This is a genomic window from Mycolicibacterium pyrenivorans, from assembly GCF_025821625.1.
Classification (GTDB): domain Bacteria; phylum Actinomycetota; class Actinomycetes; order Mycobacteriales; family Mycobacteriaceae; genus Mycobacterium; species Mycobacterium pyrenivorans.
The window spans coordinates 69,864-94,892 of the sequence record NZ_JACKSH010000257.1; the positions used below are offsets into that span (position 1 = coordinate 69,864).

General features: G+C 68.7%; 20 protein-coding genes and 2 pseudogenes. 15 read left to right on the forward strand and 7 right to left on the reverse strand.

Translation table 11 applies throughout. The features are described from left to right. Positions 1 to 113: 113 nt before the first annotated feature. Complete coding sequence (locus H7I57_RS28395; RefSeq protein ID WP_264027829.1) at positions 114 to 2,498, reverse strand: transglycosylase domain-containing protein; 2,385 nt, start codon at positions 2,496 to 2,498, stop codon at positions 114 to 116. A 250-nt stretch (positions 2,499 to 2,748) separates the two neighbouring features. Further along, the gene (locus tag H7I57_RS28400; protein ID WP_264027789.1) at positions 2,749 to 3,183 is read right to left on the reverse strand and encodes a DUF5318 domain-containing protein; all 435 of its coding nucleotides are present in this window, start codon (positions 3,181 to 3,183) and stop codon (positions 2,749 to 2,751) included. Positions 3,184 to 3,306: 123 nt separating this feature from the next. Between H7I57_RS28400 and H7I57_RS28405 the strand changes: the two genes are divergently transcribed. The 4 genes from H7I57_RS28405 (at position 3,307) to H7I57_RS28420 (ending at position 7,217) form a co-directional block, all read left to right on the forward strand. Next, positions 3,307 to 4,176, forward strand: coding sequence for a DUF1707 SHOCT-like domain-containing protein (locus tag H7I57_RS28405; RefSeq protein ID WP_264027790.1), 870 nt, complete (start codon positions 3,307 to 3,309; stop codon positions 4,174 to 4,176). 152 nt (positions 4,177 to 4,328) lie between these two features. Beyond that, complete coding sequence (locus H7I57_RS28410; protein ID WP_264027791.1) at positions 4,329 to 4,874, forward strand: PadR family transcriptional regulator; 546 nt, start codon at positions 4,329 to 4,331, stop codon at positions 4,872 to 4,874. A gap of 71 nt (positions 4,875 to 4,945) precedes the next feature. Beyond that, positions 4,946 to 6,022, forward strand: a complete 1,077-nt coding sequence (locus H7I57_RS28415) for an inositol-3-phosphate synthase (RefSeq protein ID WP_264027792.1) — start codon at positions 4,946 to 4,948, stop codon at positions 6,020 to 6,022. A gap of 298 nt (positions 6,023 to 6,320) precedes the next feature. After that, positions 6,321 to 7,217 (forward strand): Rv0045c family esterase, encoded by an 897-nt coding sequence (locus tag H7I57_RS28420; protein ID WP_264027793.1) that lies wholly within the window; start codon positions 6,321 to 6,323, stop codon positions 7,215 to 7,217. A 4-nt stretch (positions 7,218 to 7,221) separates the two neighbouring features. Here H7I57_RS28420 and H7I57_RS28425 read toward each other — a convergent pair whose 3' ends face one another. Further along, positions 7,222 to 7,533 (reverse strand): hypothetical protein, encoded by a 312-nt coding sequence (locus H7I57_RS28425; protein ID WP_264027794.1) that lies wholly within the window; start codon positions 7,531 to 7,533, stop codon positions 7,222 to 7,224. A 289-nt stretch (positions 7,534 to 7,822) separates the two neighbouring features. Here H7I57_RS28425 and H7I57_RS28430 point away from each other — a divergent pair, with 289 nt between their 5' ends. From H7I57_RS28430 to H7I57_RS28455, 6 genes and pseudogenes are all read left to right on the forward strand, one after another. Further along, complete coding sequence (locus H7I57_RS28430) at positions 7,823 to 9,922, forward strand: PhoX family protein (RefSeq protein WP_264027796.1); 2,100 nt, start codon at positions 7,823 to 7,825, stop codon at positions 9,920 to 9,922. Positions 9,923 to 10,015: 93 nt separating this feature from the next. Continuing rightward, positions 10,016 to 10,816, forward strand: a complete 801-nt coding sequence (locus tag H7I57_RS28435; protein WP_264027797.1) for an LLM class F420-dependent oxidoreductase — start codon at positions 10,016 to 10,018, stop codon at positions 10,814 to 10,816. Positions 10,817 to 10,881: 65 nt separating this feature from the next. Beyond that, positions 10,882 to 11,547, forward strand: a complete 666-nt coding sequence (locus tag H7I57_RS28440) for a GntR family transcriptional regulator (protein WP_264027800.1) — start codon at positions 10,882 to 10,884, stop codon at positions 11,545 to 11,547. A gap of 45 nt (positions 11,548 to 11,592) precedes the next feature. Next, positions 11,593 to 13,359: pseudogene (locus tag H7I57_RS28445) on the forward strand (ABC transporter substrate-binding protein/permease). Beyond that, positions 13,359 to 14,099, forward strand: a pseudogene (locus tag H7I57_RS28450) (amino acid ABC transporter ATP-binding protein). The pseudogenes H7I57_RS28445 and H7I57_RS28450 overlap by 1 nt, the downstream one beginning before the upstream one ends. Positions 14,100 to 14,177: 78 nt before the next feature. Next, entirely contained in the window at positions 14,178 to 14,615 is a 438-nt protein-coding gene (locus H7I57_RS28455; RefSeq protein WP_275081818.1) for a MarR family winged helix-turn-helix transcriptional regulator, read from the forward strand. Positions 14,616 to 14,618: 3 nt separating this feature from the next. Here the strand turns inward: H7I57_RS28455 and ggh are convergent, their stop codons facing one another. Beyond that, a complete protein-coding gene (gene ggh / locus H7I57_RS28460; protein WP_264027802.1) occupies positions 14,619 to 15,959 on the reverse strand; it encodes a glucosylglycerate hydrolase in 1,341 nt (446 codons plus the stop codon). A gap of 55 nt (positions 15,960 to 16,014) precedes the next feature. Between ggh and H7I57_RS28465 the strand changes: the two genes are divergently transcribed. Further along, entirely contained in the window at positions 16,015 to 16,680 is a 666-nt protein-coding gene (locus tag H7I57_RS28465) for an SDR family oxidoreductase (RefSeq protein ID WP_264027804.1), read from the forward strand. A 34-nt stretch (positions 16,681 to 16,714) separates the two neighbouring features. Here the strand turns inward: H7I57_RS28465 and H7I57_RS28470 are convergent, their stop codons facing one another. After that, positions 16,715 to 17,575 (reverse strand): type IV toxin-antitoxin system AbiEi family antitoxin domain-containing protein, encoded by an 861-nt coding sequence (locus tag H7I57_RS28470; RefSeq protein WP_264027805.1) that lies wholly within the window; start codon positions 17,573 to 17,575, stop codon positions 16,715 to 16,717. 102 nt (positions 17,576 to 17,677) lie between these two features. Beyond that, entirely contained in the window at positions 17,678 to 20,575 is a 2,898-nt protein-coding gene (leuS, locus tag H7I57_RS28475; RefSeq protein ID WP_264027806.1) for a leucine--tRNA ligase, read from the reverse strand. Between the two features lie 197 nt (positions 20,576 to 20,772). On the opposite strand from leuS, the gene H7I57_RS28480 reads away from it, so the two are divergent. Beyond that, positions 20,773 to 21,729, forward strand: coding sequence for an LpqN/LpqT family lipoprotein (locus H7I57_RS28480; RefSeq protein ID WP_264027807.1), 957 nt, complete (start codon positions 20,773 to 20,775; stop codon positions 21,727 to 21,729). 118 nt (positions 21,730 to 21,847) lie between these two features. Next, the gene (locus H7I57_RS28485; RefSeq protein WP_264027808.1) at positions 21,848 to 22,204 is read left to right on the forward strand and encodes a hypothetical protein; all 357 of its coding nucleotides are present in this window, start codon (positions 21,848 to 21,850) and stop codon (positions 22,202 to 22,204) included. 1 nt (position 22,205) lies between these two features. Here the strand turns inward: H7I57_RS28485 and H7I57_RS28490 are convergent, their stop codons facing one another. After that, positions 22,206 to 22,820, reverse strand: coding sequence for a YqgE/AlgH family protein (locus H7I57_RS28490; RefSeq protein WP_264027810.1), 615 nt, complete (start codon positions 22,818 to 22,820; stop codon positions 22,206 to 22,208). A gap of 121 nt (positions 22,821 to 22,941) precedes the next feature. Between H7I57_RS28490 and H7I57_RS28495 the strand changes: the two genes are divergently transcribed. Further along, positions 22,942 to 24,222, forward strand: coding sequence for an MFS transporter (locus tag H7I57_RS28495; RefSeq protein ID WP_264027812.1), 1,281 nt, complete (start codon positions 22,942 to 22,944; stop codon positions 24,220 to 24,222). Between the two features lie 23 nt (positions 24,223 to 24,245). Next, positions 24,246 to 25,022 (forward strand): TIGR03084 family metal-binding protein, encoded by a 777-nt coding sequence (locus tag H7I57_RS28500; protein ID WP_264027813.1) that lies wholly within the window; start codon positions 24,246 to 24,248, stop codon positions 25,020 to 25,022. Positions 25,023 to 25,029 lie beyond the last annotated feature (7 nt).

Consider the following 25,029-nt stretch of genomic DNA (forward strand, 5'->3'; position numbering starts at 1 on the left):
GTCGCGGTCGTCGAGGCTCCGCAGGTCTCGTGCCGGCGGTGCCGGCGATTCAGCCCCTGCCGGCGGTGCCGGCGATTCAGCCCCAGCCGGCGAATCTGTCGTCGGCGGCTCTGTCACGGAGGCGGAAGAGGACCGGGTGGTGGGGCACCGGGCGGCGGCAGTCCGGGCGCCGGTGCCGGCGGTGCGCCGACGGGGGCCGGCGGCGGTACGCCGGGCTCCGGTGCTGGTACGCCGGGCGCCGGCGGAGCGCCGGGAGGCACAGCAGGCACGGTGGTCGGGGGTCCCCACGGGATGGTGATCCCCGGGGCGATCTCCAGCGTCGGCTGGATCACCGTCTCCGAGGGCGGCGGCGGCTCGGTCGACGTCGGTCGCGGAGGAGGCGGCGCCTGCGGCACGCCTGCGTAACCGCCGATCTCCTCCGGCTTCGGGAACGACTCGTCGTCGGTGCCGTCGAGGGCCCCGTCCATCGTGGCCTTCCAGATCTGTCCCGGCAGCCCGGAGCCGTAGACCGCCGATCCCGACGCGTTCACCAGTGGCTTGGTGCCCTCGGTGGTGCCCACCCACACCGCCGTCGACAGCGACGGGGTGAATCCGACCATCCACGCGTCACGGTTGGCGCCGGTGTCGCCCAGCTGGTTGGTGCCGGTCTTGGCGGCCGACGGACGGCCACCCGCCAGCGCTCTGCCGGAGTACCCGGCGATGGGCTGCATGGCCGCGACGACGTTGTCCGCGACGTCCTTGTCGATGCGCTGCTCGCCGCTGTTGTCCTCCTGGCCGGCGTCGAAGAGCACGTCACCCTCGGCGTTGACGACCTTCTGCACGAAGTGCGGCTTGTGATAGACCCCGGACGCGGCGAGCGTGGCATAGGCCGACGCCATGTCGATCACGCGGGACTGGTACTGCCCCAGCACGATTCCGTTGTTCGGGGGTCCGCCCTGGCCGTCCTCGGACAGGGTGTGCTCCACACCGGGGAAGCTCTCGGCGATCCCGGCCTGGTGCGCGGCGTCGGCGACGTCCTGCGGGCCGTTGTCGAGCTCCAGCATCAGGCGGTAGTAGCTGGTGTTCAGCGAGCGCTTCAACGCCTCGGCGATGTTGCACCGCCCGCAGCTGCCGCCCTCGACGTTGTTGATCTCGATGCCGTTGACGTCCAGCGGCGAGCTGTCCACCTGGTAGCCCAGGCCCATGCCCTGCTCCAGTGCCGCCACCAACGCGAACACCTTGAACGACGACCCCGTCGGCAACCCGGCCTGCGCGAAATCGAACCCGGCGGCGTCCGAGCCGCCGTAATACGCCTTGACCCCGCCCGTTCTCGGGTCGATCGACACCACCGCGGACCGCATGTCGGGGTCCTGGCCGTCCAGGTACTCCTCGACGGCATCGACCGCGGCGGACTGCGCCTGCGGATCGATCGTGGTGGTGATCTGCAGGCCCTCGGTGTTCAGCGCCTGCTCGTTGATGCTGAAGATCTCGAGCAGTTCGTCGACCACCTGCCGCTCGATGAGCCCGTTGGGGCCGGTGGTCTGGTTCTGGGTGCTCGCGGCGTCCGGCGGGATCGTCGGCGGGAACACCTGGGCGGCGCGGTCGGCCGACGACAACGCCCCGATCTCCTCCATCCCGTCGAGCACCCAGTTCCACCGCACCGCGGAGGCGTCCGGGTCGACCGCGGGATCGAGGACCGAGGGCCGCTGGATGAGCGCGGCGAGCAGCGCGCCTTCGGCGACGTTGAGCTGCTCGACAGGCTTGTCGAAGTAGGCCTTCGACGCGGCCGCCACACCGTAGGCGCCGCGACCGAAGTAGATGATGTTCAGGTACGACTCCAGCACCTGGTCCTTGGACCATTCGCCGGACATCTTGGTCGAGATCACCAGCTCCTTGGCCTTGCGGATGACGCCGCCGATGCCGGAGCGGGCATCGCCCACCAGAGCGTTCTTGACGTACTGCTGGGTGATCGTGGATCCGCCCTGCAGGTCGCCGCCGAAGATGTTGTTCTTGGCGGCGCGCAGGAACCCGGTGAACGAGAAGCCGGGGTTTGAGTAGAAGTCCCGGTCCTCGGCGGCCATCACCGCATCCCGCACGTGCACCGGGATCTGGTCGATGTTGACGTCGACACGGTTGCCTTCGGGCGGAACGATTTTGGCGATCTCGGAGCCGTCGCTGGCCAGAATCGTCGACACCTGCGCGGTGCGTATGTCTCCCGGCTTCGGTACGTCGACGATCATGTAGGCCATACCGAACGTGAGCAGCGGCAGCACGATCAGGACGACCACCATGGCGATCAGACCGCGTCGCACCCACGTCCAGTTGAGCTGGTGGCGCAGTGTCGGACGTCCATCCGACGGCCCGTTCCCGCCCGGCCCTCCGCCGCCCGGCGGTCGACGCGGTGGTGGCGGGGGTGGCTGCTTGGGTGGCGATCCGTCGAGTGCCCGCCTGACGTCGTCGATCGGGTCGCGCAGGTGGGCCGGGGCGCCCTCCCTTACCGGGGGCAGCACCGCGGTCATGCGGTCGTCGGGGGTGGGTCGCGGACGGCGCTGGGCGCCCTGAGGAGGCGGTCGGTGCCTGGCACCGTCGGCGGGCCGACGCGGCGGTTCGTCGGCGGGCCGACGCGGCGGTTCGTCACCGGGGCGGCCCGGCGGCCCGTCACCGGGCCGGTGCGGTTGTCGATCGCCGCGTTGGGGGGGTTTCGGGTTCACGCCTTCAGCCATCTGCCCCCCACGGGTGTCATCGGCTGACCGGTCGTGGCGCCCTTCGCTATTCACTGGCCGTGCGCGCACGACCGCGCGCTGTCTCTGTGCGCCGCGGTCCCCGGGACCCCTTCGGGGGCGGAACCGCGCCGAGCTTGTACGACTTGACCAGGTGATTCCAGCTGCAGGTGCGGCATACCTCCACCACGTGTACCGAGAACTCGTCGAACCGGGTGGCTAGCAGGACCAGCTCCTCTGCGGTGCGCGCGGACCCGGACACCGGGCCGAGGTGTTCGCCGAACACCCACGACACCAGGGTCAGCTGTTCCTTGCGGCAGATCGGACAGATCACCGAGCTGGGCTTGCCGTGGAATTTGGCGGCCCGCAGCAGGTACGGATTGGCGTCACAGACCTCGGTGACGCCGGTGCGCCCCGAATAGACCTCGGCCAGCAGGGACCGGCGCCGCAGGGCGTAGTCCACCACCTGTCGCTGCAATCGCACGAGGACCAGAGTACGTCGGGGCGGCAAGCGCCGAGCCGCGACGTGCGCCCCGCGACGCCATCGCGAAGGTCACGATCACGACTGGCCTGCGTCATCGCCACACCAACTCTTACGATCTTCGTCGTGGCTTCGGGCAGCTCGGGACGGCGGACGGCGGGGACGCGCGCCAAGGACAGTGACCGCAACGACACGTGCCAGATCCTCGACACCGCCCTGGCCGAGGGCCAGCTGTCGATGGCCGAGCACGGCGAGCGGGTGAAGACGGCCACCCACGCCGCCACGCTGGGCGAACTGCAGTCGCTGATCTCCGACCTGCAGACCGCGGCATCGCCCGTCCAGCTGCCGAAGCTGAGCACCCGGCGCCTACCCCCCATCAGCAGTGCATGGGGTTTCCGCGCCGCGATCGCTGGGGTGTTGGTGGTGCTGGGCATCGCCATCGGCTGGGGCCTGTACGGCAACACGCCGTCACCGCTGAACTTCACGTCCGACCCCGGCGCCAAGTCCGACGGGATTCCCGCCAAGGTCCTCACGCCGCCGCGGCAACTGCATTCGCTGGGCGGGCTCAAGGGCCTGCTCGAGCAGATGAAGCAGAAGTGGGGCGACACGATCGGCTACTCGCTGACCGTCTACCCCGACTACGCCTCGATGGAGCGTCCGGACCCGACCGACGACCGTCGGCTGCTGAGGTACTCCTACCGCGGCGGTTGGGGCGACCCGTCGACGTCGGCCAGGGACGACCGCGACGTGCCGGTCGATCTGGGCGCGTTCGACGTGCCGACGGTCGTGGGCATCATGCGGGGCGCACCCGAGACGCTGGGCATCAAGGCCGACGACGTCGACAACATGTACCTGTCGATCGATCCGAACAGCGACGAGACCGCGCCGCCCGGAAGCATCGACCTGACCGTCTACGTGTCCAGCGAGTTCGGCAGCGGCTACATCGAGCTGAACCCCGACGGCACCGTCAAGCAGATCAACTACCCCAGCAACTGACCCGTCGAGCACCCGTGTCGGGTGCCTTTTGCGTGCTCCGATGTAGCGGGATATATATCGGCGCGATAGTGTGCGAATATATCGGCGCGATACATTGCGCTCGGCGTTGAGCCGTCACAGCGACGGATGAGTTCTGCGAGGAGGTGGCCCGGATGCTTGAGCTGGCTGTTCTGGGTCTGCTGCTCGAATCCCCGATGCACGGCTATGAGCTGCGGAAACGCCTCACGGGCCTGCTCGGCGCATTCCGTGCGTTCTCGTATGGCTCGCTCTACCCGGCGTTGCGGCGCATGCAGGCCGACGGCCTGATCGTCGAGGACGCGGCACCCGAGGGCACCGTCAAGGTCCGCAGGGCGCGCCGCGTCTACCAACTCACCGACGCAGGTAAGCAGCGCTTCACCGAGTTGGTGGCCGACACCGGGCCGCAGAATTTCTCCGACGACGGGTTCGGTGTGCACCTCGCCTTCTTCAACCGCACGCCCGCAGAGGCACGGATGAGGATCCTCGAGGGCCGCCGTCGTCAGGTGGAGGAACGTCGGGAAGGTCTTCGTGAAGCAGTCGCGCGGGCCAGCAACTCCTTCGACCGCTACACCCGTCAGCTGCACCAGTTGGGGCTGGAGTCAAGCGAGCGGGAAGTCAAGTGGCTCAACGAGTTGATCGCGGCGGAGAAGTCCGCGCAGGGACACGCCGAACAAACGTGAGCACGTCGACCGGCGCAGCACAGCAGTAATACCGAAACAGCACTCGAAGTAGGACAAGAGGAGAAGCCGTCATGACCGCAAGCACTGACGTCCGGGTCGCCATCGTCGGCGTGGGCAACTGCGCGTCCTCGCTCGTGCAGGGCGTGCAGTACTACAAGGACGCCGACGAGAACGCCAGCGTGCCCGGCCTGATGCACGTCAAGCTCGGCCGGTACCACGTGCGCGACGTGAAGTTCGTCGCCGCATTCGACGTGGACGCCAAGAAGGTCGGCTTCGACCTCTCCGAGGCCATCTTCGCCTCCGAGAACAACACGATCAAGATCGCCGACGTGCCCCCGACCGACGTCGTCGTGCAGCGCGGGCCGACGCTCGACGGCATCGGCAAGTACTACGCCGAGACCATCGAGGTGTCCGATACCGAGGCCGTCGACGTCGTCAAGGCGCTCAAGGACGCCAACGTCGACGTGATGGTGTCCTACCTGCCGGTGGGCTCCGAAGAGGCCGACAAGTTCTACGCCCAGTGCGCGATCGACGCCGGCGTGGCATTCGTCAACGCACTGCCCGTCTTCATCGCCTCGGACCCGGTGTGGGCCAAGAAGTTCGAAGACGCCGGCGTGCCGATCGTCGGCGACGACATCAAGAGCCAGGTCGGCGCCACCATCACCCACCGCGTCATGGCGAAGCTGTTCGAGGATCGCGGCGTGCAGCTCGACCGCACGATGCAGCTCAACGTCGGCGGCAACATGGACTTCCTCAACATGCTCGAGCGGTCCCGGCTGGAGAGCAAGAAGATCTCCAAGACCCAGGCCGTCACCTCCAACCTGCAGCGCGAGTTCAACACCAAGGACGTGCACATCGGCCCGTCCGATCACGTCGGCTGGCTCGACGACCGCAAGTGGGCCTACGTCCGCCTCGAGGGCCGCGCCTTCGGCGACGTGCCGCTGAACCTGGAGTACAAGCTCGAGGTGTGGGATTCGCCGAACTCGGCCGGCGTCATCATCGACGCGGTCCGCGCCGCGAAGATCGCCAAGGACCGCGGCATCGGCGGCCCGGTCGAGGCCGCATCGGCCTACCTGATGAAGAGCCCGCCGAAGCAGCTTCCCGACGACATCGCCCGCGCCCAGCTCGAGAGCTTCATCGAGGGCTAAGTTCTCCCGCCGGAATTGCATTCCAGCAGTAAAAGTTCGGAAAGGCGCCTGCTGGAATGCAGTTCCGGCGTTGAGCTAGAAGCCGTCAACCCAGCCGGCAGGCATCGAGCTGCGCCACGCGTCAGCCGTCTCCTGCGGGCGCCGGACTCCGAAACCCGTTGCGCCCAGCAGTGCCATGGCCGGCCAGTCCGCGTCATCGGCACCACGAACGGCCAGGTCTGGCGATGTGTGTCCCGCCGACCGACCGTGACACAAGGGGGCGCCGCTCGCACGCGAATATCGACGGTACTGTCTGACCATGGACGACGCCGATGACGAGCTGGCCAACCTGTCCGAATTCATCTTCCTCAAGGAGAACGCCCGCCAGGCCGGTGTCGAGGATCCGCTGCCGAGCGTGACGCGGGTCGACGTCGGAGCGGTCAGCGCGCTGAAGTTCGGCGACGACGCACCCCGGGTGGTGTTCCTGCACGGGGGCGGCCAGAACGCCCACACCTGGGACACCGTCGTACTCGGTCTCGGCCTGCCCGCGCTTTCCGTCGACCTTCCCGGCCACGGCCGCTCCGGGTGGCGCGAGGACGGCGACTACGGTCCCAAGCTCAACGCGGAGGCCGTGGAGCCCGCGGTCCGCGAACTCGCCCCCGACGCCGAACTCGTCGTCGGGATGTCGCTGGGCGGACTGACCGCGTTGCGGCTGGCGGTGACCGCGCCCGAGTTGGTGCGCAAGCTCGCCCTCGTCGACGTCACCCCGTCGGCACCGGAACGGCACACCGAGATGACCGACGCACAGAAGGGCACCGTCGCGCTGGTGCAGGGTGAGCGGACGTTCCCGACCTTCGATGCGATGCTCGAGGTGACCGTGGCGGCCGCACCACACCGGGATCGGGAGTCGTTGCGGCGCGGCGTCTTTCACAACGCCAAGCGGCTCGAGGACGGCAGCTGGACGTGGCGCTACGACACGATCCGCAAAGGCGAAGGATTCGAGGGGTTGTGGGACGACGTCCCTCGGCTCACCACGCCCACGACGCTGATCCGCGGCGCCAACTCGTTCTTCGTCAACGACGACGACGCCGCGGCGTTCGCACAGTCGGCGCCGGGCTTTCAGCGCGTGCACATCGTGGCGGACTCGGGCCATTCGGTCCAGAGCGATCAGCCGCAGGCGCTCGTCGAGCTGCTTCGTGGTGTGCTCGACGACTGAGCCGTCACCGAGAATCCGGCAGAGCTTTCCGCTTTCGTAGCAGGAAGACGAACCCGACGAAAGCCATGGCCACCGGCGGTGATTGGGGAAGGCTGACCTGGTGTCCGAGGTCGCGCAGGATTCCGATCTCGACGGCACTGAGAACGCGGATGCCCAGTCCGTAGTCGGTCCTGGCGTTCATCATCTTCTGATCGGAACCGGTGAACGTCGCGTCATCGAGGTGGCTCCCCGAACTGCCTCCGGCCCACGGAGCGGGCGTGTACAGCGGAACGAGACCGCCGTAGGCCGCGACCGCATGCTTGCCACCGAAGTACATGCCGCCCTCGCCGCCGGTCAGTATGGGGTCGTCGCACTCGGCGATCCATCGGTAGCGCGAATCGCACCCCTCACTATTTTGACAGCCCGGTAATTTCTTGGAGCACACGCCATACCCGGGGTGGCGGTCGCACAGCAAATTCGAGGGGCGGCCTTTCCGGTCCCCCGGGGCCGTTCCGTCGACGGCCGTTCACCCATTCGTCTCCTGCTGCTAGTCCAATTGCCGTAGGTTTCCGCGGGTCCGGCCGCCAGCCCCGGCCGGCACTCGTGTCGGAAGGAACCCCGAACTCATGGCCCTCGTGCCGCTCAATCTCTTTGTCAGTCACAACGAAAAGTCCAAGCGACAACACGTCACCTGCGTCTACAGGTGCGGCGACGCGTGCTCGAAGCCGGTGCCGAATCGCAGCGACAACGAGTACTTCGGCGACATCGCCCAGGTGGTGTCGCGCCGCTCCATGCTGCAGGCCGGCGGCGTGGCCGTGCTCGCCGTTGGAGCGGGATCGGTGCTGGCCGCCTGCTCGGGTGACACCCCACCCGCGGCGACATCGACGGACTCCGCCGCCCCCGCCGAACCGTCACCGGGAATGAACTTCGCGACCGTCGCACCCAATAGCGAAGACGCCGTCGTTATTCCGGACGGTTACAAGCAGGCTGTGGTCATCGGCTGGGGTGACCCGGTGCTGCCCGGCGCACCGGTGTTCGACGTGACCGCACAGACGGCCGCCGCCCAGCGTCGGCAATTCGGCTTCAACACCGACTACGCCGCATTGCTGCCGATCGACGGGACACCGGACCGCTTCCTGCTCGTGACCAGTTTCGAGTACACCACCCCGCAGTTCATGTTCTCGGGATACAACGCTGACGCGCCGACCCGCGAGCAGTACGACATCGAGATCGCCGCGCACGGCTTGGCTGTCGTCGAAGTCGAACGAAGCCCCGCGGGCCTGCGGCCGGTGATGGGACGGTACAACCGTCGCGTCACCGGCGACACGCCAATGGTGCTGACGGGGCCCGGCGCAGGCAGTGAATTCGTCAAGACCGCCGCGGACCCGGACGGCCGCACTGTCGCGGGCACCCTCAACAATTGCGGTGGTGCCCTGACGCCCTGGGGCACTGTGCTTTCCGGTGAGGAGAACTTCAACCAGTACTTCGGCGCCACCGAGGGCGGGTCGGCGCCCAACCCGGTGGCCGCGGACCGGTTCGACCGCTATGGCCTCTCGATCGAACCCAGCGAACGCAAATGGGAAACCCACGACCCGCGGTTCGACCTCACCGAGACGCCGAACGAGGCCAACCGGTTCGGCTACGTCGTCGAGATCAATCCATGGGACCCCAACTCGCAGCTGGTCAAGCACACCGCGATGGGCCGGCTCAAGCACGAGGGCGCCAAGATTCACGTCGCCGACGACGGCACCGTGGTGTCCTACATGGGCGACGACGAACGCTTCGACTACATGTACAAGTTCGTGTCGAGTAAAAAGATGCAGCCGCGCGGCGGGGCGAGCGAAGCGACGGGAGGTGGGTACAGCGAGGCGGCCATGGCGAGCAACATGACGATCCTCGACGCGGGCACGCTGTACGTGGCGAAGTTGTCCAGCGACATTCCGGCCGGCGAGATCGACGGGTCGGGCAAGCTGCCGTCGTCCGGGTCGTTCGCGGGCACCGGCACCTGGATCCCGCTGCTGCGTTCCGGGCCGGATGGTAAGGCCGAATCCCTGGTCCCCGGAGTCACCGCGCAGGAGGCGGCGGTGTTCACCCGCTTCGCCGCCGACAAGGCCGGCGCTACCAAGATGGACCGGCCCGAGGACATCGCCACCAACCCGAAAACCGGCAAGGTCTACGTGGCGCTCACGAACAACAGCAAGCGTGGCGCATCGGGCGAGGCGCCCGCGGATGCCGCCAACCCCCGCAACGACAACAAGAGCGGACAGATCCTCGAGATCACCGACGACCATACGGGCACGGATTTCACCTGGGATCTACTGCTGGTCTGCGGCTATCCCGCGGCCGCCGATACGTATTACGGCGGGTTCGACAAGACCAAGGTCAGTCCGATCTCCTGCCCCGACAACCTGACTTTCGACAGCCACGGCAATCTGTGGATCTCGACCGACGGCAATGCGCTGGACGCCAACGACGGTCTGTTCGCCGTGGCGCTCGAAGGGCCGAATCGCGGGGAGACCAAACAGTTCCTCACGGTCCCGGTGGGTGCGGAGACGTGCGGACCGATCGTCACGGACGATGTGGTGCTGGTCGGAGTGCAGCATCCTGGCGAGAACGACGACAACAGCATCGACGATCCGCTGTCGCACTGGCCCGACGGCGGCAACGGTACCGCGCGTCCGGCGGTGGTGGCGGTGTGGCGCGACGGCGGCCAGATCGGCGTGTGACGGTGCGTCGAGGCTGCGTAGAGATCGCCGATTCGCGAGAATTCACGATCTCCCCCGCAGACTCGGCGCCCTTGCGATGCCTAACGTGGAGTCATGACCTCCCCCACCGACCGCCCCATCCGGATCGGCGTGCAACTGCAACCGCAGCACGCGCCGCGATACAGCCACCTGCGTGACGCGCTGCGCCGCTGCGAGGACATCGGCGTCGACGTCGCCTTCAACTGGGACCACTTCTTCCCGCTGTACGGCGACCCGGACGGCCCGCACTACGAATGCTGGACGATGCTGGGCGCCTGGGCCGAGCAGACCTCGCGCATCGAGATCGGCGCACTCGTTTCATGCAACTCCTACCGCAACCCCGAGCTGCTCGCCGACATGGCCCGCACCGTCGACCACATCTCCGGGGGCAGGCTCCTCCTCGGCATCGGATCCGGCTGGAAGAAAAAGGATTACGACGAATACGGCTACGAGTTCGGCACCGCGGGCAGCCGGCTCGACGACCTCGCCGAGGCCATGCCGCGCATCGAGGCACGGCTCGGCAAGCTCAATCCGCAGCCCCTGCGGGACATTCCGATCTTGATCGGGGGCGGCGGAGAGCGCAAGACACTTCGCCTGGTCGCCGAGTACGCCGACATCTGGCATTCGTTCTCCGACCGCGACAGCTACCCGCGCAAGGCCGAGATCCTGGCACGCCACTGCGCCGACGTCGGCCGCGATCCCGCGGTCATCGAACGTGCCGCCGAAGCGAAGGGGTCGGGGCTGGACTCGCTGCTCGAGGAGGCCGACGCGCTCACCGGGCTGGGGATCTCGATGCTGACGGTGGGGGTCAACGGCCCCGACTACGACCTCACCCAGGCCGAGGCCCTGTGCCGCTGGCGGGATCGGCGCGCCTGACCCACGCGGGTTCAACGTGCCGAACGGCTCCGAAGACTCAGGCGCCGTGAGAGACTGGCGCAGCCATGCCCAAGAAGTACGGGGTCAAAGAGAAGGATCTCGTGGTCTCGCACGTGGTCAATCTGGTCCTGACCGGCAAGCTCCGGTCGGGAGATCGGTTGGACCGCAACGAGATCGCGCACGAACTCGGACTCAGCCGGGTGCCCGTGCAGGAGGCCGTGGTTCAGCTCGAACACGACGGCATCCTGTCGACCAGATATCACCGTGGCGCCTACGTCGAGCGGTTCGACGAGTCCACGGTCCGCGAGCACCATGAGCTCTACGGCCTGCTCAGCGGCACCGCGTCGGCGCGGGCGGCCGCCGCATCGGACCCGGTGATCGTCGCCGAACTCGACAACCGGATAGCCCTCATGCGCAGCGGCAAGGACTCCCGCCTGTTCGACGAGAACGCTCGTCGCTTCCGCGCGGTCGTCAACGCCGAGTACGCGGGCCCGCGACTGCAGGCGGCGATCGTCTCCTCGCAGACCCTCATCCCGCCCGCCTTCTGGGCGGGCTACCTGGAGCACCACGACGCGTTGCTCCCGTCCTACGAGGCCGAACTCGCGGCGATCCGCAACGGTCAGCCCGAGTCCGCGCGCGCCGCGTGCATGCAGCGCTCGGAGGAGATGGCCCGGATCCTGCTGTCGGAATTGGTGCGCCGCGGCGTGCTGTACGCGATGCACTCCGATTGAGCCGAAGCCGCGGCCCGCCGACCTGGGCGCAGTACGTTGCTTGGGATGAGAACGTTGTGGCTCGCGCTCATCGCGTCGATGATCTGCGCCATGGGACTGGCCGCACCGGCCGCTGCCGACGCCGACCAGTGCGCTCCCCCGGGGATTCAGAGCGCCAGCGCCCTGCCGACCAACCTGGCCGCGTCCGCGGCGGGCCCGGAGGAGGACAGATACACGACACCGTCGGTCGTGCCTCTGGACTCGATCGACGTCGACACCCTCGGGTTGAGCCGTCCGGGCACGCTGACCGTCGGAACCCTGTCCGACGCGCCGCCGAGCATCTGCATCGACTCGACGGGTCAGTTCACCGGCTTCGACAACGAAGTGTTGCGCGCCGTCGCCGGAAAGCTCGGCTTGCAGATCGAGTTCGTGGGCACCGAGTTCTCCGGGCTGCTCGCCCAGGTCGCGGCGCGCCGCTTCGACGTCGGCTCGTCGTCGATCACCACGACCGACGCCCGCCGGCGCACTGTGGGCTTCACCAACGGCTACGACTTCGGATACTTCTCCCTCGTCGCGCCCACGGGGTCATCGATCACCGGCTTCGACCAGCTCGCCGCGGGCCAACGGATCGGCGTGGTGCAGGGCACCGTGCAGGAGGCCTACGTCATCGACACGCTGAAGCTGCAGCCGGTGAAGTACCCCGACTACAACACCGTGTACGCCAGCCTCAAGACCCGCCAGATCGACGCCTGGGTCGCCCCTTCCCAGCAGGCGCAGGGCACGGTACAGCCCGGCGATCCCGCCGAGATCATCGAGAACACCTTCAGCCTGGACAATTTCATCGCCTACGCGGTCGCCACCGACAACCAGCCGCTCATCGACGCACTCAACAGCGGGCTGGACGCCGTCATCGCCGACGGCACGTGATCACGGCTGTACTCCGAGTGGGTGCCCCGCGCGCTGCCGCCGGGCTGGAAGCCCGGATCCAAGGCCGCACCCGAGCCGGACCTGCCCGACTTCGACGCGATCGCGGCCGACAACCAGCGCGACACCGCGGCCACGACGCCCGCTCAGCCCAGGTCCACGCTGTCCCAGCTGGCGGCGTCGTTCCTGGACTGGGACCTGTACAAACAGGCCATCCCCGACCTGTTCAAGACCGGCCTGCCCAACACCCTGATCCTGACGTTCGCCGCCAGCGTCATCGGCCTCGTCCTCGGGATGGCGCCGGCGGTCGCGGGGATCTCCTCGTCGCGATGGCTGCGGTGGCCGGCCCGGATCTACACCGACATCTTCCGCGGGCTGCCCGAGGTCGTGATCATCCTGCTGATCGGCCTCGGTGTCGGCCCCGTGGTGGGCCACCTGACCGGGAACAACCCCTACCCGCTGGGCATCGCGGCGCTCGGCCTGATGGCCGCGGCCTACGTCGGTGAGATCTTCCGGTCCGGCATCCAGAGCGTGGATCCCGGGCAGCTGGAGGCATCCCGGGCGCTGGGGTTCAGCTATCCGACATCGATGCGGCTGGTCGTCATCCCCCAGGGTGTGCGGCGAGTGCTGCCCGCCCTGATGAACCAGTTCATCTCACTGCTGAAGGCGTCGTCGCTGGTGTACTTCCTCGGTCTGATCGCCAACCAGCGTGAGCTGTTCCAGGTGGGCCGCGACCTCAACGCGCAGACCGGCAACCTGTCACCGCTCGTGGCGGCGGGCCTGTTCTACCTTGCGCTGACGATCCCGCTGACCCACCTGGTCAACTTCATCGACACCAGGCTGCGGCGCGGCAGACGCCCCGACGAGGAGGATCCGCTGGTGCTGTCGACCTCGCAGGAGATGAACTGATGTGCGCCGCGTTCGAGCCGGTCTCGCTGTCCGCCAGGGACATTCATCTGTCCTTCGGAAACAGTGCGGTGCTGCGCGGGGTCGACCTCGACGTCGCGGCCGGGACCACGGCCGCCGTGATCGGACCGTCGGGGTCGGGCAAGTCGACGCTGCTGCGCACACTGAACCGGCTCTACGAGCCCGACCGCGGCGACATCCTGCTGGACGGGCGTTCGGTGTTGACCGACAACCCCGATCGGCTGCGGCAGCGCATCGGCATGGTGTTCCAGTAGTTCCAACTGTTCCCGCACCGCACCGTCCTCGACAACCTCACGCTGGCGCCCCGAAAGCTCAAGCGGCTCAGCGCCGACGAGGCCCGCGAGCTCGGAATGGCACAACTGGAACGCGTCGGCCTGCGGCACAAGGCCGAGGTCCGGCCGGCGACCCTGTCCGGCGGGCAACAGCAGCGGGTGGCGATCGCGCGGGCGGTGGCGATGTCGCCCCAGGTGATGTTCTTCGACGAAGCCACCTCCGCGCTCGACCCCGAGCTGGTCAAGGGCATCCTGGCGCTGATCGCCGACCTCGGCGCCGACGGGATGACGATGGTCGTGGTCACCCACGAGATGGGGTTCGCGAAGTCGTCGGCCGACGAGGTGGTGTTCATGGACCACGGGCAGGTCGTCGAGACCGGCCCGCCCGGGCAACTGTTCGAATCGGCCCGGACGGATCGCCTGCGCCGCTTCCTGTCGCAGATGCTGTGACGGGGCTGTGGACTTTCTCCGGGGATAACTGTCGTCCGCGCAACTTGACAGCTTCAGACAGGTTAGACTGGCTGAATTATGGGGACTGAACCGCACGTCAGCGAGCTGGCAGGGCAACTGCAGCGCGTGCTGTCGAAGGTGCTGTTGGTTCTCCGTCACACCGGCAGGACCTCGACCTCCGGCGACCTCACCCTGGCGCAGTTGTCCATCCTGTTGACCCTGCTGGACCAGGGCCCGATCCGGATGACCGACCTGGCCGCCCATGAGCGGGTCCGCACCCCCACGACCACGGTGGCGATCCGCAGGCTCGAGAAGCTGGGGCTGGTCAAGCGGTCCCGTGACCCGTCGGATCTGCGGGCGGTCCTGGTGGACATCACTCCCGAGGGTCTGGCACAGCACCGGGATGCGTTGGCCTCCAGGCAGGCTCATCTCGCCGCACTGCTCAGCAAGTTCAGCGAAGAGGAACTCGATGCGCTGGCCAAGGCGCTGGCCCCGCTCGAGCGGATCGCCGAATAGCGCTCAGCCCAGCCAGTCCAGCACCGCGGCCGCGGTCCACGACTGCTGCATGCTGCCCAGCGGCTCACCGGTGAACGGTTCGTAGTACTCCGCGAAGGTGCCGTCACTGGCCTGGCGCAGACCCTCCCGGCGCAGGATCGACGAGCGCTCGGCCCAGCCGCGCCTGGCGAAACACCAGGAGAACAGCCAGGTCATCACCGGCCACACCGGCCCGCGCCAGTACTCGCGGGGCCGGAAGTCGCGCGACACCGGCGACGTCGACGGAATGAGCGCGTAGGCGAGGTCGGGGTGGCCGCAGAACCGCGGGCCCTCCAACAGCCGCAGCAGCGCCCGCTCCCGGTCGTGCGGTAACCCGCCGCAGAGCAGCGGTGCGAACTGCGCCACCGTTTCGGTCGCGATCCACCTGTCCGCCCGAACGTCGTAATCCCTTGCCGCGCCCGTTCTTTCATCGGTCGTCTCGACCACACCCGTCCGGAACCGGTCGGCCCACGCGTACAGGTCCTTCACGTCGGCGTGCGGTCGCTTGTAGTCCTCGCCGATCTCGGCCAGCACCTGGCAAGCCACCGACAGGATCGCCGAGACGAACACGTCCTCCACGGCGAAGCTCACCGCCTTGGGGAGCAGGTCGTCGTCGTAGCGTGCGGCCTTCATCTCCTCGACCAGCCACAGGTAGCGGTCGTACTCGAGGTCGCTGGGACGCTGGCTGGCGTCGGTGTTGATCTTGTTGTCCTCGCGCTGGTACTCCGGCACCACGCCGGGGTTCACCTTCGCGTAGGCGCTGTCCCACCGGGGGGAGTTGTCCATGCCCGACTCCCAGCCGTGATACACCGTCACCCGGCCGTGGCCGTTCTGGTCCCGGCACTCGGCCAGCCAACGGTGCCAGCGCACCAGATCGCCCCAGCGGCGGTCCAGGAACGACTCGGCGACGGCCCGGGTGGAGCGGCCGCGGGTGCGCGCGTGGTCGAGGATGCGTTGCACCGCGATCGCGTGCACGGGTGGCTGCGTGATGCCCGAGGTATGGCGGGTGTGCGGCGCATCGGCCGACAGCGCCGAGCATGCCCAGCGCGCCGGGCCGGGGAAGTACCCGTCGACGCCGCTGGCGAACACGATGTGCGGGATCATGCCGTTGCGCCACTGCGCCGAGAGCAGTGTGTCGAGTTCCACGACGGCCCGTTCCACCGACAGCGGGGCAAGGCCGATCGACACGAAGGCCGCGTCCCAGCTCCACATGTGCGGGTACAGCAACGGCGCCGCGGTGGTCATCGCACCGAGGTCGTTACCGCGCAGCAGGTACGCAGCGCGGGCCGCCAGTTGCGTGGGCGCAAAGCTGGGATCGTGGGGCATCGCCTCCCATGATGCGACGGCTGGGCCCGATTTGCAGTGTCGGTAGGGTTCGGGTGTGCCGACCGCCATAATCACCGGGGCCGCCCGCGGGCTGGGAGCCGCCCTCGCCGAGGCGCTGGCCCCGACACACACCCTGTTCCTCGCCGGGCGCCCGTCACCGCAGCTGGATGCCGTCGCCGAGCGCTTCGGCGCCACCACCTGGCCCCTCGATCTCGCCGATCCCGAGTCCATCACCGCGGTGGTCGAGCCCATCGTCGAACTCGACGTGCTGATCCACAACGCAGGCGTGGCCTATCCGGGCCGGGTCGCCGAAACCTCGGTCGACGAGTGGCGGGCCACCATGTCCGTCAATCTCATTGGCGCGGTTGCCCTCACACTCGAGCTACTCCCGGCACTGCGCGCCGCGGGCGGGCACGTGGTGTTCATCAACTCCGGATCCGGAATCAACGCCTCCCCCGGGCTGGCGTCGTACTCGGCGAGCAAGTTCGCGTTGCGGGGGTTCGCCGACTCGCTGCGCAACGACGAGCCGTCCCTGCGCGTGACGTCGGTGCACCCCGGGCGCATCGCCACGGACATGCAGGAGGATCTGATCGCCTATGAGGGGCGCGACTACGACCCCGAACAGTTCCTCAGCCCGCAGACCGTCGCGCGGGTCACCGCCGACGCGATCAACGCGCCGCGCGACGCCCACATCCACGAGGTCATCGTCCGCCCCCGGTGATTTCGGCGTGTGCAGTCGCGCTGAGCGCTACCTGTCACGCCCTGATCGCTACTCTGATGGTCGCGAGAACGCGCTCCGGGTATTCGGTGAGATCCAACCACGTGAATCGCAGTACCTGCCAGCCCAAAAGGGCGATTCTGTTCTGCCGCGTGCGGTCGTTCTGGAACGCTTCCTGGTCGCTGTGGAAGGCGAACCCGTCAACTTCGATCACCACCTTGGCATCGACGAACGCGACGTCGACTTCATAGCCGCCCACCGGATGATTCGTCCGCCACCCTGTCAGCGCAGCTCGTCTCAGCAGCCGCACGAGGAGGCGCTCGGCCTCGGATCGTGCTCCGTCCTCGGCGCCCTGCAACAAGAGGCGTGCCTTCGACGATCCGTGCCGCCCTTTGTTCCGCAGATGGACCCGCCACAGGTCGTTCAGCTCGAAGCCTCCCTGCAGGGCCGAGTCGAGCAGTTTGGCGCCGTCACGTCGTCTCACTGCGGCTTCGAGCACGGTCAGGGACTCCGTCGTCACGCGCAACCCCCGCACGACTTCGACATCGAGGGCGGCCACATCGCGACGACGCACGACCGAGCCCTCGTGAATGCGGCCGTTGCTGTCCCGTGGCACCGTCACCTCCACGACGACGGCCGGCGCGAACCGGGTCAGGCCGTGCCACCACGCAGCGGCCAGCCCGCTGGCTGCGGCACGGTCGCCATAGCCCCACACCGCCGCTCTGACCCGCGCGGCGTCGGAGAACGGCCTGTCGTCTGCGAAGTACACGCCTCTGGAGCAGCGGCGCCAACGACCCGAGCGGACATTTCTGCTGACCGAATGCTTACTGAGGCCCGCCGCACGCGCTTGCGCCAGCGTCACCACGCCATCGTGCCTTCGCAGATATTCACTGACCACACGGCTAAGACGTCATCGAAAGGGAATCGGTTCCCTCCGCGGAGAATTCGGCGTCCGCGGTCGCGCCCACCGCTACTGCGCACGCCGAAATCGCCGGAGGGGTTAGACGACGACGTTGACGAGTCGGCCCGCGACGACGATCACCTTCTTCGGTGTCCGGCCGTCCAGGAACGCGACGACCTTCTCCTCGGCCAGCGCGGCGGTTTCCACGGCGTCGGCGTCCGCGTCGGCGGGGACCGTGACTCGGCCGCGGACCTTGCCGTTGACCTGCACCGGATACTCGACGGTGTCCTCGACCAGGTACCGCTCGTCGGCCACCGGGAACGGGCCGTGCGCCAGCGAGCCACCGTTCCCCAGCCGCATCCACAACTCCTCGGCCAGGTGGGGCGCCAGCGGCGCGACCATCAGCACCAGCGGCTCCAGCGCCGCCCGCGCGGTCACCGACTGTTTGGTCAGATGGTTGGTGTACTCGATGAGCTTGGCCGCCGCCGTGTTGTTGCGCAGCGCCGCGTAATCCTCGGCCGCGCCCGCGATCGTGCGGTGCAGCAACCGCAGGGTCTCCTCGTCCGGCGCGTCGTCCGTGGCCCGCGTCGCGCCGCTCTCCTCGTCGACCACCAGCCGCCACACCCGCTGAAGGAACCGGTACGCGCCGACGACGTCCTTGGTCGCCCACGGTCGCGACGCCTCCAGCGGCCCCATCGACATCTCGTACACCCGCAGGGTGTCGGCGCCGTAGTTGTCGCAGATCTCGTCCGGCGACACCGAGTTCTTCAGGCTCTTGCCGATCTTGCCGAACTCCTGGCTGACCTCGATCTCCCCGGTCGGGGACTCCCAGTAGAAGCGGCCGTCGCGCTCGACGACCTCGGCCGCGGGCACGTAGGAGCCGCGGGAATCGGTGTACGCGAACGCCTGGATGTAGCCCTGGTTGACCAGGCGCCGATACGGCTCCCGGGAGCTGACGTGGCCGAGGTCGTAGAGCACCTTGTGCCAGAACCTCGAGTACAGCAGGTGCAGCACGGCATGCTCGACGCCTCCGACGTAGAGGTCGACGCCGCCGGGGTCATCGGGGCCGTGCTCGGCCGGTCGCGGCCCCATCCAGTACGCCTCGTTCTCCTTGGCGCACAACTCTTCCTTGTTGTCCGGGTCGGTGTAGCGCAGCTCGTACCAGGAGCTGCCCGCCCACTGCGGCATGACGTTGGTGTCGCGGGTGTAGGGCTTGAGCCCGTCGCCCAGGTCGAGGTCGACGTTCACCCAGTCGGTGACCTTCGCCAGCGGCGGCGACGGTTCACTGTCGGCGTCGTCGGGGTCGAACGACACCGGCGAGTAATCGGGCACGTCGGGCAGTTCGACCGGCAGCAGCGACTCCGGCAACCCGTGGGCGCGGCCGTCGGCGTCGTAGACGATCGGGAACGGCTCACCCCAGTAGCGCTGCCTGGCGAAAAGCCAGTCCCGCAGCTTGTATTCGACGCGCTCCTGGCCCCGGCCGTCACGGACCAGTCGTTCGGTCATCGCCTTCTTGGCCGCGGTGACATCCATTCCGTCGAGGAAGCCGGAGTTCACCATCACACCGTCGCCGGTGTAGGCCTCAACCGAGACATCGCCTCCTGTAACGACTTCCACGATCGGTAGCCCCAACTCGGTGGCGAATTCCCAGTCACGCTGATCCCCGCTGGGCACCGCCATGATCGCGCCCGTGCCGTAACCGGCGAGGACGTAGTCGGCGATGAACACCGGAACCCGTTGCCCGTTGGCCGGATTCGTCGCATACGCGCCCAGGAACACCCCGGTCTTGGATTTGTTCTCCTGCCGCTCCAGGTCGGACTTGGCCGCGATCGCGGCACGGTAGGCCGCCACCGCCTCGGCAGGCGTGGCCCCACCGAACGTCCACTGCGGATCGACATCCGCCGGCCACGCCTCGGCGACGAGCTGATCCACCAGATCGTGTTCCGGCGCCAGCACCATGTAGGTCGCACCGAACAGCGTGTCCGGACGGGTGGTGAACACCTCGATGTCGCCGGCGTCAGGGGCCGAAGGCACCGCGAAAAACACCGAGGCACCGGTCGAGCGGCCGATCCAGTTGCGCTGCATGGTCTTGACCTTGTCGGGCCAGTCCAGCACATCGAGGTCGTCGAGCAGCCGGTCGGAATACGCGGTGATGCGCATCATCCACTGCCGCAACCGTTTCCGGAAGACCGGGAAGTTGCCCCGGTCGCTGCGGCCGTCGGCGGTGACCTCCTCGTTGGCCAGCACGGTGCCCAGGCCCGGGCACCAGTTCACCACCGAGTCGGCCAGGTAGACCAGTCGGTGGGCGTCGACCACATCGGCACGGCCGGCGGCGTCGAGCGCCGACCAGTCGCGGCCGTCGTCCAGCGCGCGGGTTCCGGCGTCGAACTCCGCGACCAGCTCGGCGATCGGGCGGGCCTTGTTCGCGGCCGGATCGAACCAGGCGTTGTAGATCTGCAGGAAGATCCACTGTGTCCACTTGTAGAAGTCCACATCGGTGGTGGAGAAGCTGCGCCGCGGATCGTGGCCGAGGCCCAACCGCCCGAGCTGGCGGCGAAAGTTGACGATATTGGCCTCGGTGCGGGTGCGCGGGTGGGTGCCCGTCTGGATCGCGTACTGCTCAGCCGGCAGACCGAAGGCGTCAAAACCCAACGCATGCAAGACATTACGGCCCGCCATCCGGTAGTACCTGGCGTACACGTCGGTCGCGATGTACCCCAGGGGGTGACCGACGTGCAGGCCCTCGCCCGACGGGTAGGGGAACATGTCCTGGACGAACATCTTGTCCGCGGGCACCGGGGCACCGTCGGCGGGCGCCAGCGAGCCGACCGGGTTGGCCACATCGAAGGTCCCCGACTCCAGCCACCGCTGCTGCCACGTCCGCTCGATGTCTCCCGCCAGCTCCGCGGTGTAACGGTGCTTCGGGGTGTCGGCGGCGGCAGTCGTTCCGGACGAGCGCTCGCGCGAGGACTGTGTTCCGGTCGGCGTTTCGGTCACGCCACCAGGGTATAAGCACCCCGATCGCCGTTTTCCCGGCCTCGGGCTTGGTCTCGGTTCCGTTGCGGATGCATCAGGGGTTGGTTCCAGCTCGACTCCGGGCCTGGCTACTGCGCGACCGCCGTGGATACATTCGTCGCCTGACGCGGGAGTGGCAGCCCGGACAGTCGGGGAAAGGAACCGGAGGACTACTGGCGATGAGCGAAATCGCCCGCCACTGGCGGGTTCTGGCAGTCAGCATCGGCACCACCGCGGTCGGTGCGGCCGGCGTGTTGGGCTGTGCCGGCGTGACGGCATCGGCTCAGCCGGTGATCCCGCAACCGTCGCTGCCCTCCCCTGCCACCGTGACGCAGACCGTCACCGTGGCACCCAACGCCGCGCCACAGGCCATCGGCCAACCGGTTGTGACGCCCGCCACCGGACCTGCCGCCGTACCCGCCGGGGTCACCGCACCCGCGGCACCGGCCGCACCGGCCGTCCCCGTGGTGCCCGCACCACCACCGTCCACCATCACCCCGGCGACGTCGGGAACAATCACCGAGTACTTCGCCTCCAAGGGCGTCGCACTCGAACCGCAGTCCAGCCGCGACTTCCGGGCACTCAACATCGTGCTGCCGATGCCACGGGGCTGGGCACACATCCCCGACCCCAACGTCCCCGACGCGTTCGCGGTGATCGCCGACCGGGTCGGCGGCAACGGGCTGTACTCGTCGAACGCCCAGGTGGTGGTCTACAAGCTCGTCGGCCCGTTCGATCCCAAGGAGGCCATCAGCCACGGCCTGGTCGACAGCCAGCAGCTGCCGGCGTGGCGGTCCACCGACGCGTCGCTCGCCGACTTCGGCGGCATGCCGTCCTCCCTGATCGAAGGCACCTACCGCGAGAACGCCATGACGCTGAACACGTCCCGCCGGCACGTGATCGCGCCCTCCGGCCCTGACCACTACCTGGTGTCGCTGGCCGTGACCACCAGCGTCGACCAGGTCGTGCCTGCGGCCGCCGCCACCGACGCCATCATCAACGGTTTCAAGGTGAGCGCCCCGTCGGCCGCGCCGCCCCCGCCTCCCGGCGCGCCACCCGGCCTGCCGGCACCCCCAGCTCCCGGCGTCCCCGCTGTGGTGGCCCCCCCGCCACAGCTACTGGGACTGCAGGGATAAAGACGGTCGTCCCCCGGGCGAAGCCTGGCGCCCGGGGGACGCCCCCCTGTGCCTGCGGGGGACGCCCCCCGGTGACACTGCGGGGAACGACCCGGTGCGCACCGTTATCCTGGGACCCATGACGGTGGCCGCGGTGTTGTGTCTGTGCGCGGCCGTCGTGACCGCCGCGCAGGCCGTGTGGTCGCTGACGCGCCCGCCGGCATTCGACTACGTGCGACAGGTCCTGCGGGCGGTGGCGCCCACCCAGCTGGCCGCGGCGGTCATGCTCGCCGCGGGCGCGGTGGTGGCGCTCTCGGCGAACCCGCCGATGTCGACGATCGTCCTCATCCTGTGCGTCGCCGGTGCCGTGGGCACCGTGGCCGCGGGCTGCTGGCAGAGCGCCAGGGCGGTGCTGCGCAATCAGCAGCGGGCCGCGGCGGCGTCCGCCGGTTGTGCTGGCGGCGCATGTGCGACGTGCACGTTGTCCTGCGGGTGAGTCAGTTGCGGCTGACGTCGATCGGATGCGTGGCCAGCAACGACAACGGCATCGGCTGACGCCGCAGCACCCTGGACCACAGGTCGACGCGGGGTTCGACCAGCACGTCGGCGGGTAGGGCCGACAGCACGATCCAGTCATCGCGCTCGATCTCGCCTTCGAGCTGACCTATCGTCCAACCGGAGTAGCCGGCGAAGATGCGCACTCCCTCGATCATCGGCGCGACCGATTCCGGTTCGGCGTCCAGGTCCACCATCGCGATGCGGCCCTGCACGTGCCGCAGACCCGACATCCCGGCGGTGTCCACCCCGACCCGCAGCGTCGCCAGGCACAGCGCGGCGTCGCGCTTGACGGGACCGCCGATGAACATCGTCTTCGGCTTGGTCGCCAGCTTCGCCCACTGCGGCAGCACGTTGTAGACCGCGGTCTCACTGGGCCGGTTCAGCACCACCCCCAGGGTGCCGCCGTCGTTGTGCTCGACGACGTAGATGACGCTGCGCCGGAACGTCGGCTCCATCAGATCGGTGTTCGCCAGCAGCAGGGTGCCGGCGCGCACCCGGTGCGCGGCGGGGGCGACTCCTTCTCTGAAGTCCTCCGGATCCTCTGGCTGAGCCACCCAACCATCATGTCACCACCGTTGCTCGATGGTGGCGAACAAGCGCGGGCCATCCGGATATTTGTACTGTGGGTCGGGTCGCGGGCACCCACCGCGCCGACTCCCACCAGGACGTGAACCCTTGCCCGATGCCCGCGCACCCCTTGGCTTGTGGCGCACGGTGCGGGCCCTGCCAGAGTTCTGGCGACTCCTCGAGGTGCGCGCGGTCAGCCAGTTCGGCGACGGCCTGTTCCAGGCCGGCCTGGCGGGCGCGATCCTGTTCAACCCCGAGCGCGCCGCCGATCCGTGGGCGATCGCCGGAGCGTTCGCGGTGCTGTTCCTGCCCTACTCGCTGCTCGGTCCGTTCGCGGGTGCGCTGCTGGACCGCTGGGACCGGCGCGTGGTGTTGATCGGCGCCAACAGCGGACGGCTGGCGCTGGTGATCGGGGTCGGCGCGCTGCTGGCCGCCGGGGTGGGCGACCTGCCAATCCTGTTGGGCGCGTTGATCGTCAACGGCTTCACCCGGTTCGTCTCCTCGGGGCTGTCCGCCGCGCTGCCGCACGTGGTGCCCCGCGGCCAGGTGGTGGCGATGAACTCGGTCGCGACCGCCACGGGGGCTGCGGCGGCGTTCCTCGGCGCGAACTTCATGCTGCTGCCACGCTGGGTGTTCGGCTCGGACGACTCCGGCGCTGCCGCAATCATTTTCATCGTCACGGTGCCGGTGGCGCTGGCGCTGTGGCTGTCGGTGCGCTTCCCGCCACGCATGCTCGGACCCGACGACAGCGCCCGCGCGGTCCACGGGTCCGTCGCCTACGCCGTGGCCACCGGGTGGGTGCACGGCGCGCGCACCGTGCTGGCCGTGCCCACCGTCGCCGCCACCCTCGCCGGGTTGTCCGCGCACCGCATGGTGTTCGGCATCAACACACTGCTGGTACTGGTAATGGTGCGCCACAGCGACACCGCGGCGGTCGCAGGTCTCGGCACCGCGGTGCTGTTCGTCGCCGCCACCGGCAGCGGATCGTTCCTCGCCACCGTCGTGACCCCCGCACTGGTCAAGCGGTTCGGCCGTTACACCGCACCCAACGCCGCGCTCGCGTTCGCTGCGGTCGTCCAGATCTTCGGGGCGAGCCTGCATCTGCCCGTGATGGTCGTCTGCGGGTTCCTGCTCGGTGCGGCCGGACAGGTGGTGAAGCTGTGCGCCGACACCGCGATGCAGGTCGATGTCGACGACGCACTGCGTGGGCACGTCTTCACGGTCCAGGACTCGCTGTTCTGGATGGCGTTCATCACCGCGATCGCCGCCGCAGCCTTCGTCATCCCGCCCGACGGTCACGCCCCGGCGCTCGCGGTCGCCGGCACCGGCATCTACCTGGCGGGCCTGGGCGCACACGCCGCCGTGGGGCGCGGCGCCCGACTGGGGTGAGGTTCGCGGATAAGGTGACCGACATGCCGGGAGCAACCCCGATGGTCGCCGATCTGCGCGCCGAGAGTGACGACCTCGACGCGCTGGTCGCCGACCTGCCACCCGCACGCTGGGCTACCGACACCCCCGCACCCGGCTGGACCATCGCCCACCAGATCGCGCACCTGCTGTGGACCGACCGGGTCGCGCTCACGGCCATCACCGACGAGCCCGGCTTCACCGAAGTCCTCGGCCGCGCCGCCGAGGATCCCGCCGGCTTCGTCGACGCCGGCGCCGCGGAACTCGCCGAGTTGCCGCCCGAGCGGTTGCTCGCCGACTGGCGGACCACCCGCGCCGCGCTGCACGACGAACTCCTGACCGTGGCCGACGGCCGCAAGCTGCCGTGGTTCGGTCCTCCGATGAGCGCCGCGTCGATGGCCACCGCACGCCTGATGGAGACATGGGCACACGGCCTCGACGTCGCCGACGCGCTCGGCGTGACGCGGGCGCCGACCGCGCGGCTGCGGTCGATCGCCCACATCGGGGTCCGCACCCGTGACTTCGCGTTCGCGGTCAACGGGCTCACCCCGCCTGCGGAACCGTTCCACGTGAAACTGACCGCCCCCGACGGCTCCGTGTGGACGTGGGGCCCCGAGGAGGCCGCCCAGCAGATCACGGGCTCGGCCGAGCATTTCTGCATGCTCGTGACCCAGCGCCGCCCCCGGGCGCAGCTGGATGTCGTCGCCGGCGGCCCGGACGCGGCACAGTGGCTGGACATCGCGCAGGCGTTCGCCGGGCCGCCCGGCCCCGGCAGGGACTGACCGCGGT

Bases quoted from the DNA above. Each gene is read 5' to 3' on its own strand.
- H7I57_RS28415 (WP_264027792.1), top strand. From the start codon at position 4,946: ATGACCGCAAGCACTGACGTCCGGGTCGCCATCGTCGGCGTGGGCAAC.
- H7I57_RS28420 (WP_264027793.1), top strand. From the start codon at position 6,321: ATGGACGACGCCGATGACGAGCTGGCCAACCTGTCCGAATTCATCTTC.
- H7I57_RS28485 (WP_264027808.1), top strand. From the start codon at position 21,848: ATGACGGTGGCCGCGGTGTTGTGTCTGTGCGCGGCCGTCGTGACCGCC.
- H7I57_RS28425 (WP_264027794.1), bottom strand. From the start codon at position 7,533: ATGTACTTCGGTGGCAAGCATGCGGTCGCGGCCTACGGCGGTCTCGTT.
- H7I57_RS28430 (WP_264027796.1), top strand. From the start codon at position 7,823: ATGGCCCTCGTGCCGCTCAATCTCTTTGTCAGTCACAACGAAAAGTCC.
- H7I57_RS28395 (WP_264027829.1), bottom strand. From the start codon at position 2,498: ATGACCGCGGTGCTGCCCCCGGTAAGGGAGGGCGCCCCGGCCCACCTG.
- ggh (WP_264027802.1), bottom strand. From the start codon at position 15,959: ATGCCCCACGATCCCAGCTTTGCGCCCACGCAACTGGCGGCCCGCGCT.
- H7I57_RS28435 (WP_264027797.1), top strand. From the start codon at position 10,016: ATGACCTCCCCCACCGACCGCCCCATCCGGATCGGCGTGCAACTGCAA.
- H7I57_RS28455 (WP_275081818.1), top strand. From the start codon at position 14,178: ATGGGGACTGAACCGCACGTCAGCGAGCTGGCAGGGCAACTGCAGCGC.
- H7I57_RS28410 (WP_264027791.1), top strand. From the start codon at position 4,329: ATGCTTGAGCTGGCTGTTCTGGGTCTGCTGCTCGAATCCCCGATGCAC.
- H7I57_RS28480 (WP_264027807.1), top strand. From the start codon at position 20,773: ATGAGCGAAATCGCCCGCCACTGGCGGGTTCTGGCAGTCAGCATCGGC.
- H7I57_RS28500 (WP_264027813.1), top strand. From the start codon at position 24,246: ATGCCGGGAGCAACCCCGATGGTCGCCGATCTGCGCGCCGAGAGTGAC.
- H7I57_RS28440 (WP_264027800.1), top strand. From the start codon at position 10,882: ATGCCCAAGAAGTACGGGGTCAAAGAGAAGGATCTCGTGGTCTCGCAC.